Origin of the sequence: Winogradskyella sp. Asnod2-B02-A, from assembly GCF_045063645.1 — a bacterium.
Lineage (GTDB): Bacteria > Bacteroidota > Bacteroidia > Flavobacteriales > Flavobacteriaceae > Winogradskyella.
Genome location: NZ_JBEFOG010000027.1, coordinates 1,993,666 through 2,006,475, shown reverse-complemented (window position 1 = coordinate 2,006,475; position 12,810 = coordinate 1,993,666). Strand labels below are relative to the sequence as shown.

The window sequence follows — 12,810 nt, the reverse complement described above, 5'->3', positions numbered from 1 at the left end:
AATGTGCTACTAGCTTTTACTTTAAACATATTTAGACGAATAAAATTCTAATTAACAAAAAAATAACTATTCGCTAATGTTAATCTTCAAGTTTTCTATAATTCTAGCTGCTGTCTTCCCATCCCAAAGTGGAATATCATTCCCTTTTTTCCAGTTACCAGCGAACAACGTATCTAAATACGGTTTTAAATTTTTGGGATTTGTCCCAACCAATTCATTAGTTCCTAAAGTAATGGTTTCTGGACGTTCGGTATTATCTCGTAATGTTAAACAAGGTACTCTCATAATTGAAGCTTCTTCCGTAATACCACCAGAATCCGTGATTACCGCTTTTGCTTTTTCTACCAAATAGTTAAACTCTAGATAACTTAATGGTTCTACCATATGCAATCTTGAATGACTCACATTAAGTCGTTCTAAAATTTTTGCTGTTCTTGGATGTACGGGAAAAACTAAAGGTAAATCTTGCGTGTTTTCTATAATTTCATCAATCATATCTTTTAGCTGTGACTCTTCATCTACATTGGCTGGCCTATGCAAGGTCATCACAATATAATTTCCTTGTTTTAATCCTAGTTCGCTCCAAACTTTAGGCGCTGTAAAATTAGGGCGTTGTTTTAACAAGGTGTCAATCATGGTGTTTCCTACAAAAAATATCTGATCGTCTTTTACTCCACTTGCTCTCAAGGTGGTGTTCGCTGTTTCAGAAGTTGTAAAAAAGTAATTTGTAATACTATCTGTTACCAATCGGTTAATTTCTTCTGGCATTGACCAGTCGTCTGAACGAATGCCGCCTTCTACATGCGCCACTTTAGTATGTAGTTTTTGAGCCACTAATGCACATGCCATAGTAGAGGTTACATCTCCTACAACCAACACTAAATCTGCAGGATTTGCCATTAATTCCTTTTCAAAGCTAATCATAATTGCTGCCGTCTGCTCAGCTTGAGTACCTCCACTACATTCTAGATTTACGTGTGGTGCTGGAATCTCTAATTGTTCAAAAAAGCTACCAGACATATTTTTATCGTAGTGTTGACCAGTATGTACCAAGCGGTAATCGATATCAAAATTTTCTTGTTTTGCTTTTTGAATGGCATGAATGATTGGTGCAATCTTCATAAAGTTAGGTCTCGCACCAGCGATTATTGTGACTTTGTACATTTTTACTATTTACAATTTGTGTTAATACTCTCTCTTATTCTAATTATCATTTTCAAACCAGATCCGAAGCACACCTGAAGCATACCCGCATCATACCCGAAGGAGAGCCGAAGGAGAGCCGAAGGAGAGCCGAAGGAGCTCATAATGTCAGTTGCGTAATTTATCTTAGACAAAAACGCCTTAAAAACACGCTTAAAATTCCAAAAAAAGTTTATTAAAACACTAATTGGACACGTATTATGAACTTATCGGGATCGTTTTAATACCGATTTAAATGCAAATTAACAAAAAATCGAACTAAGTGTATCTGTCTTTTTATTCTTGATGGCTGACTTAATAATCTATAGGTCCATTCCATATTGTTTTTTACCCACCATTCTGGCGCACGTTTTACGTTGCCTGTATAGACATCAAAACTACCTCCTAAACCTTGATAAACGGCCTGATGTTCATTTTGAATACGCTCCATTAACAATTCTTGTTTAGGCGAACCCATAGCTACAAAAACCACATCTGGATTGTGCTTTTTTATATCTTCAATTAATGCTAATTCTTCTGTTTCAGTCTTAATATAACCATTTCTATAATTACAGATATTAATACCATTATATTCTGATTTTAACTTGGATATTGTAGCATCAATAATCTCTTGTTTCCCACCTACCAAATAAAAAGATTTAACCTTATAATAACCTTGCACCACATCTAACCATAGTTCGCAACCCGGAATTTTAACCACCTTACCAGCTCCTTTTTTCTGCAAAGCCCAAACTGCACCAATCCCATCTGGATAGCCCATATTTCTATTAATCAACGCTCTACTTTCATTCGTAGCATGTAGAATTTTCTCTGCATTAACTGCCACCATAATTTTATGGTTATCAAAAGCGTATTGCATTAATTCTTTTCGAGATGTTGGAGCAAAAGTCATCACTCCATTTAAGGACTTAGCCTCCATATTATTCTGGTTTTGTTTCTAGTAAATAATGAGCCATAGCATTAAACATAAACGCATTACTCCAGCGCATATATGATATTTTTGAACTCATACCTTGTCTGTATTGGTAATAAAAATATCCTTTTTTATGTTGCATGTTATCAATTGTCCAATGTAATACCTTAGAAAGCAATGCTTCATTAGGCTGAAAGGCTTTCATTTTGGATAAGGTAACAATCACTTGAGCAGGACAATGAATATCTATCGGAAATGTTTTATCATGATAGTATTTTGGCATACCATCTGCTTCAAAGAAATTTTCTAAATAGTATTTTAATCCTGAATCTAAATGCTTTTGAAAACTTTGATCACCCGTATTTTGTTGATAGGTTTCAATGGCATCTAAATTAAATCCGGTGTGAAAAGAATCGATCCAAGATTGAATGGGTAACAAACCATAAATCCAAGACCCATCTTCGCTTTGTAAATCACATGCAGCAATTACAGCCTGTTTTGCTAAATCAGCATGTTGTTGGTTTTTGGTATACTTATAAGAATAACTTAATATTTTAGCCCCTAATAACGATGCGTTAATAACCGTATTATTACCATCTAGCACACTATATGAGAAAATAATTCCTCTCTGATGTTTTGTTCTCGATAAATCATTAACCACAAAATCAGCAGCAGTTAAGGTTTCTTTTAAAACATGTTCATCTTTAGTAATTTCATAAGCCTCTAACAAAGCCTCCACACAAAAACAAGTCGCTACAACCGTTGGTGTATATTTCTTAAACAAGAACAAACGCCTGGCTTGCCAATCAAAATTATAACCCCAAGCCGAACCTGAATAGCCTTTAGATCTCAGACTTAATAATAAGTCTGAAAGCTCATTTATACGCGTTAAAATTTGATCTTTAGTTCCAAAATCTTCATTACCAGTTTCAGCTAATTTATACAAGCGACAATAGCCTAAAAGAAATAACGCTAAGCCTTTAGTGTTATGTTCTTTTGGCACCAAAAGCAGCTTCCTAAAATTTATAGGACTTCTTTTAAAGCCTTGTATCCAAGCTAATCTGGCTAAATCCCAGTGCTTTAATGGTAAGGCTTGAAAAACTTTAGAGTTCATCCCATCATAAGGATCCCAACCTTTAAAATTTTCAGCTTCACAATAGCTTTTAAGACGTTTAAAACTTGATGCTATATTAGATTTCAACTTGCTCACCTCCACGTTTTACAGATTCTAAAACTTTAAATGATGCTTTGGTTACCGCTACAATGTCCTCAAAAGGAATTGGTGCTTTGCCATCCGTTAATAAGCCATTAACAAAAGCTTCAACCATTTCTTTCTGCCCTTTATTTTGATTGAAAATCTTATCTTTTTTAGGTTTTCCTTTACCGTAAATCTTTAATTCTTTAAAGTCATTTAAGGTTGCAGAAATTCCGGCAGAAAATACCTCAACATATTCCTTAGTCATAGACTTAGAACCGTTGGCATAATATGCCACAACTCCTGAAGATCCATTTTCGAATTGTATTAAAATATTTAAGGTATCGTTTAATTTATTCGCATCTGGTAAAGCTGATGCTGATACTTTAGTTGGCAAACTTCCATTAAGATAGGTTAGATAATCAATAAAGTGACATACTTCACCTAAAACACGACCACCTCCAATCTCTAAATCTTGAATCCAAGTATCACCAGGAATAGCACCTGCATTTATTCGGTATAACATGGTCATAGGATTATTACCTACAGCCTTTTTAAGCTTATCTGTTAATGGTGAAAAACGTCTATTAAAACCAATCATCACAGCTTTTTTAGCTTCAGATTGTGCTTCTATGATGTCTTCTAGTTCAGATTCTAATAAACATATTGGTTTTTCAACAAATACATTTTTGTTTGCCTTTAGACTTTTTAAAACGTAAGGACCATGAGAATCGTGACGCGTCGCTACAAAAACCGTATTGGTTTTATCGTCTAACACATCCGCTTCTTCTGTTGCACAGAATTGAAACTTAAATTTCTCAGCCACACGCTTAGAGGTTGTTCCTGTATTTGTTAAAACCCCTACTCTAGCCACCTCATTGGTTTCTGGTATGTTTGGCAATAAATTACCTTGTGCGTAACTACCAGCACCTATAAATGAGATGTTTATTTTTCCTAATTGTTCTGATTCGCCAGTAGTAATTTTAGTTTTATTAGCTAATTTTTCAGTATTGTATTTTAAAGCAATACCCGTAAATGGTTCGGCTTTAGACACCACTAAATCAAATGCTTCTTTCGCATTATCAAACTCAAACTCGTGCGTGGTTAAATAATCAATATTGATTTTATTGGTCGCGATTAAATTTTGAAAGGCTTCCATGTTGCGTTTTTCCGTCCAACGTACATAAGGCAACGGATAATCGATTCCTTTTTCTTCGTAATTTAAATCGTAACGACCAGGACCATAAGAACAGGCCATTTTAAGTTCAAGTTCTTTACGATACCAGAATGGGTCGCGCTCAAAACCAGTTGGCACAGCACCTAACACCACTACTTTTCCTTTTTTACGTGCAATAGCACCTGCAAAATTAATAGGATCTAAACTCGCTGTAGCTGCAGCAATTATTACCGCATCTGCGCCATATCCATTGGTTGCATTTTGAATTTGTTCTTCTACACCAGCCGCATTTCTGGTTAAACCTAAATCTACTACTTTATTATCTACCGCTTGTTTTACTGCTGCTTCAGAGACATCGATTCCGATGACCGTTACACCAGAAGCTTTTAATATTAATGCTGCTAATTGGCCTAATAAACCTAGACCAATAATGACACAAGATTCTCCTAAGCGCAAATCTGCTTGACGCACACCTTGCATGGAAATAGCACCTAAAGTATTGTAGGCTGCATCTTTTAAGTTGGTATTATTATCTAGTTTTACACATAAGTTAATTGGTACCGCCACAATTTCTGCATGATTAGCATAACCTGCTCCAGCGCAAGCCACTTTATCTCCCACTTCAAATTCCGTTACACCTTCACCAACTTCAATAACTTCACCTGCACAACTGTATCCTAATGGAGAGTATGCATCTAATTTTTTCATTACAGCTCTATAGGTTTGAATTGGCCCTTGTTTTTTTAAGGTATCAATCACTTGCTTTACTTGCTGTGGACGCTCTTTGGCTTTACCAATTAAACTTTTACGCGCTGCTACGACTGTAGAACCTTCTGTACCAGCACTGATTATAGAATAGTGATTTTTAACGATCACCATGCCTTTTCCTAATTGTGGATAAGGTACATCTTGAATAATCATATCGCCAGAACCTAGCTTTTGTGTGAGTTGTTGCATTTAAACTTTATTTTTGTTTTATAAATAATTGGGGTTTCATCAATAATGTGCCAAAGATACCCCAAACTAATATATTATAATAATAATATTCACCAGGAACTAAACCTATACAATCTATTGTATACATTCCTAGTAACATCATTCCAAACACTCTTACATTTTTATGAATTTTAAAAATATTTTTTATTTTTCTTAAAATAAAAACCAATAAAATTAAGACTCCAAAAATGCCATTAACCATAAGTACTCTAAAGAATTCATTGTGCACAGGCCTATTAATACCGTCTCCAAACCATTGAAAAAATGCAGATTGTTCCAAAGTCCAAAAATTCCAATATTCTTGCCATATATATCCTCGACCTGCCAATGTATACCTCGCATCTGTAACTTCCCCTGTCTGATATCCGACTTCTTTACTAAACAATTGTTCTATGTTACTAGAAACCGCATCTCCAAAAACCAAAAATATTACTAATAGTCCTATTAGTACTGAAAATGATTGCTTAACTTTTGACTTGGAAAACAACAGTAACAATACGATCCACAACCCAATAATACCTACACCTGCTTTGCTAAAAACTGCATAAATAGATACAAACGCACCTCCTGCTAATAACAAAATAAATGCTTTAAATAAAAATCCTTTAATATTGAAAACAGATTGATAAATCAATATGGATATAAGCGTCATTAATCCAAAAAAACGAACAGGAAATGCATCATGATAAAAACCCACATACCTCGTTAAACCTACCGTTTGTCTTTCTTGAAAAACTACACCTGTATTGAGCTGATAAACACTCACTAAAATAGGAAATATGCCACATATCATGACGGCTATAAGCAGCTGCTTCAGACGTTTCTGATCCGTAATAAATATTGGAATTAATATAAAACCTAAATAAATATTAACATTTAGAATTACAGTTTCAACTGTAGCCATAGGTTTCACTGCAATAGCCCAAATAAGCCCCAGCGATAAAGCTAACACATAAATCTTAGCTGAATCTAACCATCTTTTTGGAATGATTTTTCTTTTAAAAAAAATTTCACTGTATAAAACTGGTATTAATATACCTTGAACTGCTAGAATAGAGAGTGGCCCTAACTTTATTTCCCAAAAGGCATCCATGATTGACTTAGTAGCTACCAATACTAAGAATGACATAAAAATACCTTTCTGCATTTTTACACCAATCATGGCAATTAAAATAAATAAAGGAACTAATATCATGATACGTCCATATGCTTTTTAGGTAAAGGTCTATATGGCTTGTCTAAGGTTTTTAAGATTTTAATTGGGTTCCCAGCAGCAACCACTCCTTCAGGAATATCTTTATTCACTACGGATCCTGCACCAATAATAGCATGGTTACCAATAGTCACATTACGCATCACTACTGTATTGACACCAATAAACACATGATCTCCAATAGTTACATACCCTGTACCATTATCTTCTGGATTAATGATATGTGCTGCACCATCATGCGATAGTATGTAACAACCATGCGTAATTAAACAATGATCGCCAATAGTCACTTTACCGCGTCTTACATCTATTTTAGCCCCTAAACTGATCATAGAATTTTTTCCTATGGTAGCTCCAGATGCTTTTAAAAACGACATTTGAAAAAAACGAAGCACATTACCTAAGTAATGTATTAATTTTCGGATTATAGTTTTCATGTGTATCTATTTATTGTTTTTGAATGGTCACATGGTATATCCATATCATCATTTCTTTGGGTATCGAAATTTAATTATGAATGTTTCATGCTGTCAATGTATTTGAAATAATTGCTTTGAAATCATTCGCTATTTTTTCAATTGAAAAATTAGAGACTACATATGCTCTATTTTCTTCACCAATTGCTCTGCGCTTTTCATTATTTATTAAAGCCTTTTGCAAAGCCTTCTTTAATTGTTCTAATTCCCCTGGCACAAACGAAAACCCATGCACCTTATCCTTAAACACTTCTTTATGTGCGCCTACTGGTGTAAACACTACTGGTTTACCCATAGACATGGCTTCTAAAAGTGAACGTGAAAACCCTTCCGAGTAAGACGCTGTTAAAAACACATCTGTTGACTGCAAATGTTTCATTTTATCCTCACCACTAATGATGCCTAGGTTCACATAATTCTTTTTATACTCTGAGTTTAAAATTTTTGCCTCTGCTTCAAACGGATCTTCATACGTGATTTTCTCGCCTGTAAACTGATTATAAAATACTCCGCGCTCCCCTTTTCTTATATTACCTGCAAAACAAAAGGTTGCCCATGGAAACTCTTGGCAAATTTGAGGAATTATTTTTAAAATATCCGTATAACCTTTGGCTTTCGTCATATGACCCATAACCAAAATTTTCCCTTCTTGTATCTGACTATCATCACTTTTAGTGTATTGCTCTATATCCATAGCCTGATATAACACTGCCATTTTGTGCTCAGGAACAAAAGGTTGAAATTGGTCTTTTAAGTAACTGGCTTGTACAATTGCACAATCCACCTTTTTTAAACTTATACCAACCATTTTTTTTATAAGCCCATTAAATTGTTGAAAATTAAGCTTAAAATGACTTCCTCTAAGATGTATAATCACTTTTGCTCCAAATAATTTACTTAATAAAATGGTCCATACATCTCGTCCAATCCAACCAATTTGTGTTGGTGTGATGGGATAATATACACATTTGGGTTTATTTGTAATGAGTAGCTTTAATAGTTTAGAAAAGTAAATAAAAAAGTTAGTTAGCATGGATAGATCTAACTTTCCTTTCTTTGTATTGTCTGTTCTAAAGTTGGTTTTAAGAAACTTAATATCAAATGCTGTATTTAACGTTTCAGACTCTAAAAACTGTTGCATACTTAATTCGGGACCAGAATACGGCGGAGGTGTTGGTCCAATAAATAGTATTTTTGGCTTTTTACTCATCTAATAAACTCGTTTTTATTTGTTGCACCCAGTTTTGTACAGATAAGTCCATACCTTTTAGTTTCGCATTTTCGCAAAATTGTTCCAATACGCTTCGATTTTTTAATACGTTTTCAATCTTATTCACATTGGCATCTATATCTTCTTTAAGCACAAAACCATTTCTATCTTCTTCGATATACTCTAACTCTGGTGCATGACTAGGTCCATCTAAAGTGACATAAGGTCTACCATAAGCAAATGCATGGTTAATGGACAATCCTGAATGTCCCGGAATAAACACTAGACTTGCCTTCTTCATAATTGGAGCAATTTTAGCTTCATCGACTAAAGTTCCATGCCAATATATATTTTGATATTCTTTTAAAGCATATTCTACAATAGCTTTCTCAGGACCATCACCAATAATATCTAATTTTAAACCTGGAATCGTTCTTTTAAGTTTTTGAACATATTCTATAAGTACTTCGATTTTTTTTGATGCAATGAGTCGTCCTATAAAAACTATTCTCGTTTCATTTTCTGGAGGTAATTGAAATGTATAAAACTTTTCTACCTCTGTATTATCTATAGTATTGTTAACCCAATAAGCTTTTTTAGAATTAATTAGTTTATTCTCAACAGCCCAATCACAACTTTTATGTGTATAAAAAATTACGCGATCAAAACTCTTGTAATAAAACTTGGTCAATACTTTATCTATGAATGTAATTTTGCCATTACCTGATTTTAAAATAGGATGGTTATAGGAAAACAACTTTACGCCTGAGTTTTTCTTTCTAAGATGTTTAGCATATAAAAATAATGGTAGGTTCTTTTTTTCTGCAGGAATTAAAATCCAGTTAAAATCACCGAATACGTTTTTTAATTCTTGTTTTACCACTTTTGAATTTCCGAAGTCTTTTTTAGATACATTGACTTTAAGCTGCTTAAAACTCCATTGTGTATGAAGTTCTTCATCTCCCATGTTATCTCTTCCCGTACCTGATAAAATGGTAAGGTCTACACCATTTTCTTCTGCTAAATGATTCAGAAAACGTGCTTTATAGTGATTAAAATTTGGTGCAAGCCAGAGTATTTTCATTATGCGAGTTCTTCTATTAGTGCGTTCCAACTTGACTTAAAATAGTTTAAATCAAATTTACTAGCGTATTTATGACCTGCGGTAGTATATTGATCTGTATTTTCTATACTACGTGCTATATGTTTATCCAACTCATTTATATCCTTAACCATAATTTGCTCCGCATTCTCTAATAATTCTAGCATGCCACCTGTACCAGAACCAATTACTGGTGTTTTAGACAATAAGGCTTCGTGGGCAATTCTGTTCCAACCTTCGGTCATGGTTGACATACATAATACCACATCGCAACATGCTAAAAATAGCGGAAATTCTTCTTCAGAAAAAAAGAAGGTTTTTACATTTTTATTACTGACATCTACTTTGCCTGTGGCTACAAGGTTGTATTTATCTTGATCGATCACCTCTAATATTTCACTAATACCCTTACCTGGACTGTTTGGCCCAATATAAACTACTGGTTTGGTGCCTTCTAAATGGTATTTCTTTTTAAAAATCTCTTTTTCGACATTTGAAAACTCATAATCTTTAATATCAAAAGCATTGTATATGACTTTCACATTATTAACACCTATGTTGGTAAGTGTAGTCTTCCATACTTCAGACACTACCACAACGGCATTCATCTTTTTTAGATTTCTTTTTAAATTGAAATAGAAGATTTTAGACATCAGATTTTTATTAAAAATGTCTTCGTCTATATGATGCACAATCGCAACATTCTTTTTTTTAGCATTGAATTTCCCTAAAGCCAGAAGGTATGGATCAATAACACATATATCTCCATTAATTTTTGACTTATGATTTTGAAAAGCGTAGCTTATTGTATTCGTGGTTTTTATTAACGCTTTATTAATAGCCACCTCATAACTTTTCTTTAAAACATCTATAGCTAACAACTCATAAACTCGCCCTCCCCTAACATGCGCTACGCTTTTTTCTGATACAAAAGCATTGTACATAGCCAAAGACTTTGTAAGCCATTCGATAAGTATATTCTCTTTACTCATAAATAAACTACGTTTTATTGCCTTTTCGTTTAATTACTATTAATCGATTGGATAAAATTATCAGTCATCCTTTCAATAGTGTGATTTTTTTCACTATACTCAAAAGCACTTAAAGAGGTAGATTTATACATTTCATAATTTGAAAGAATTTGTGTAATAAATTCTTTTGCATCTTCTATATCTTTTGCTACGTATCCTAAATTATTCTTCTGAATAATATTATCTGGATCAAATCCGAGACTAACTACTGGGATTTGTCTTAACCAAGCTTGGATAAAGGTATTTGGAAATCCATCACCACCTGGTGTAGAGGTATTAACAAATATACTTGCCTGATCAAAATAGGCTAAAGCATCATCAAACGATAAAGTACCCGTAACTTCTAGATCCTGAACCTTATTAGCAAGTAAGCTAGCTACATAATTTTTATCACTATGTCCACCAACCATAATCAATTTATAATTTTGGGTTTTTAACATTTTAGCAAGTTTTATAAACATCTCTGGACGTTTATGTCTTCCAAAGTTGGCGCACCATAAAATTGTCTTATTATTAAACCTATCAGTATTAGAAATTCTATGAGAAGGAGCAGGATGACCAGAAATCATACGAAATGAATCTCTTCCAAAATTTTCTTTTAATCTTGTTTTTTGAAATTCATTTTGTGTAAAAGCGATATCTATTCCTTTCATCCCTATATTACGATAATAATCCATTATTACATTACTCAAATAAAATATGGAATATTTTATAACACCAATTTTACCAATAGTCCAATGTTCTTTAAACTTTCCTAAATGATAATTGCGAAAGGGGTTTTTATTATCAGTACAGATCCAAATATATTTTGCTTTTGTTTTTGAAGAATATTTAGAGATTACATAACTTACATTAGATGTTAAACGTTGGATAACATAATTTGGATCAATTAACTTAAGCGGTTTTAAATATTTATTCTGATCTAACCATTGAATTTTCCCTGATGGTTTGAGCCAGTGAATAGAGACTCCATCTAAGTTCTCTACAGAGTTAATTTTGTTAGCATGATTTGTTTGGCATATATATGAAACGTGATACCCTCGTCTTAATAATTCTTTAGCCAAATAATTGGCTTGAACCTCGGCACCACCTCCACGTTCCGAAATATGCCATGGCATAACAAATACTATTTTAGATGCTTTATGCATTATTTTTTAAACAGATTTATATAATTATTAATTATATTTTTATTTGAAAATTGTTGTATAGCAAATGATTGTGCATTGTGACTCATTTCAGCTAATAATTCTGGATTATTGACTAATTCTTGTAATTTAAATACTAATTTATCGATATCGCCATTAGAACAATACCCTATATTATGTGTTTTCATCCATTGATTTGGATCATGATGCAATGATAATACTATTGCTCCACTCAACCAACTTTGAATGTAGGCATTTGGTAAACCATCTGCATCAGGCTTGCTTGTATTGATATAAATTTTTGCTTGGTTATAATATTGAAACGATGCTTTAAAATCTATTTTCCCAAGAGTTTTTATAATTGTCCCTTTGGATAGAATATCAATTTTTTGCTGGTATGAATCAATACTAGTGCCTCCTGCTAGAATAGCTTTCCAATTGGTTACTTCTATTTTCTTTATGATATCTATAAAAAGTTCTGGTTGTTTTGCTTCTGATAAATTAGCAAACCATAATATTAAATTCTTCTTAGTAACTGTTTCTTGAGTAGGCATAAAAAAGTAGCTCGATATTACGACACCCATTTTACCTAGATGTTGCTTAGTTGCTATTTTTTGTTCTTCAGATTGATTGACAACAATCTGTACCATTTTCATACCTTTATTGATATACCAATCCTCATAAGCTTTTAAAGGATATAAAATCGCTTTTTTTAATACAGATTTATTAGACCCCATTAAACGCTTCACATTTTTATTGAATTCAGCACTATCATCACCATTTGTGCCCCAAACATATGTGATGTTATGGGCTTTAGCATAAGTACCAGCCACATATTGCATTACATTTCTCCCTCTCACATATACAGCATCTGGTTTTACTTTGTTGAGGACAGACCTATAATCATTCATTGTTTTCTTCCAACCAAGTATGCCTGGTCGCGCCTGTATCCAATAAAAGTGCACGCCTTCTACAACCTCATCCTTTGGTTTGGTGGCATCTTTAGTTACTGCGATATAGTTAACATCTATGTGTTCTGATTTAAACCCTTGTGTCAAATTATAAAGCTGCACTAAAGTGCCATTAATCGGAGCTGTTTTATCAAATAAATAGGCTTGTGCTAGTATGGCTAGTTTCATTGATTATATT

General features: G+C 33.4%; 11 protein-coding genes. All 11 read right to left on the bottom strand.

Going from position 1 to position 12,810, the window contains the following annotated elements; genetic code table 11:
- Window positions 1-66: 66 nt before the first annotated feature.
- Window positions 67-1,164 carry a non-hydrolyzing UDP-N-acetylglucosamine 2-epimerase gene (gene wecB / locus ACJJVO_RS16520; RefSeq protein WP_405576078.1) on the bottom strand — a complete coding sequence of 366 codons (1,098 nt, stop codon included), beginning with the start codon at window positions 1,162-1,164 and terminating at the stop codon, window positions 67-69.
- Between the two features lie 259 nt (window positions 1,165-1,423).
- A complete protein-coding gene (locus ACJJVO_RS16515) occupies window positions 1,424-2,122 on the bottom strand; it encodes a WecB/TagA/CpsF family glycosyltransferase (protein ID WP_405576076.1) in 699 nt (232 codons plus the stop codon).
- A 1-nt stretch (window position 2,123) separates the two neighbouring features.
- Window positions 2,124-3,326: a delta-aminolevulinic acid dehydratase gene (locus tag ACJJVO_RS16510; RefSeq protein ID WP_405576074.1), complete on the bottom strand. Its 1,203-nt coding sequence runs from the start codon at window positions 3,324-3,326 to the stop codon at window positions 2,124-2,126.
- A complete protein-coding gene (locus tag ACJJVO_RS16505; RefSeq protein WP_405576072.1) occupies window positions 3,307-5,445 on the bottom strand; it encodes a bi-domain-containing oxidoreductase in 2,139 nt (712 codons plus the stop codon). The genes ACJJVO_RS16510 and ACJJVO_RS16505 overlap by 20 nt, the downstream gene beginning before the upstream one ends.
- 7 nt (window positions 5,446-5,452) lie before the next feature.
- A complete protein-coding gene (locus ACJJVO_RS16500) occupies window positions 5,453-6,679 on the bottom strand; it encodes an O-antigen ligase family protein (RefSeq protein ID WP_405576070.1) in 1,227 nt (408 codons plus the stop codon).
- Entirely contained in the window at window positions 6,676-7,134 is a 459-nt protein-coding gene (locus tag ACJJVO_RS16495; RefSeq protein ID WP_405576068.1) for an acyltransferase, read from the bottom strand. Before ACJJVO_RS16495 ends, ACJJVO_RS16500 begins: the two co-directional genes overlap by 4 nt.
- A gap of 85 nt (window positions 7,135-7,219) precedes the next feature.
- Entirely contained in the window at window positions 7,220-8,383 is a 1,164-nt protein-coding gene (locus tag ACJJVO_RS16490) for a glycosyltransferase family 4 protein (RefSeq protein WP_405576067.1), read from the bottom strand.
- Window positions 8,376-9,467, bottom strand: a complete 1,092-nt coding sequence (locus ACJJVO_RS16485; RefSeq protein WP_405576065.1) for a glycosyltransferase family 4 protein — start codon at window positions 9,465-9,467, stop codon at window positions 8,376-8,378. The genes ACJJVO_RS16490 and ACJJVO_RS16485 overlap by 8 nt, the downstream gene beginning before the upstream one ends.
- Entirely contained in the window at window positions 9,467-10,477 is a 1,011-nt protein-coding gene (locus tag ACJJVO_RS16480) for a glycosyltransferase (RefSeq protein ID WP_405576064.1), read from the bottom strand. The genes ACJJVO_RS16485 and ACJJVO_RS16480 overlap by 1 nt, the downstream gene beginning before the upstream one ends.
- Window positions 10,478-10,506: 29 nt before the next feature.
- The gene (locus ACJJVO_RS16475) at window positions 10,507-11,664 is read right to left on the bottom strand and encodes a glycosyltransferase family 4 protein (protein WP_405576062.1); all 1,158 of its coding nucleotides are present in this window, start codon (window positions 11,662-11,664) and stop codon (window positions 10,507-10,509) included.
- Window positions 11,664-12,800, bottom strand: coding sequence for a glycosyltransferase family 4 protein (locus ACJJVO_RS16470; RefSeq protein WP_405576060.1), 1,137 nt, complete (start codon window positions 12,798-12,800; stop codon window positions 11,664-11,666). The genes ACJJVO_RS16475 and ACJJVO_RS16470 overlap by 1 nt, the downstream gene beginning before the upstream one ends.
- Window positions 12,801-12,810 lie beyond the last annotated feature (10 nt).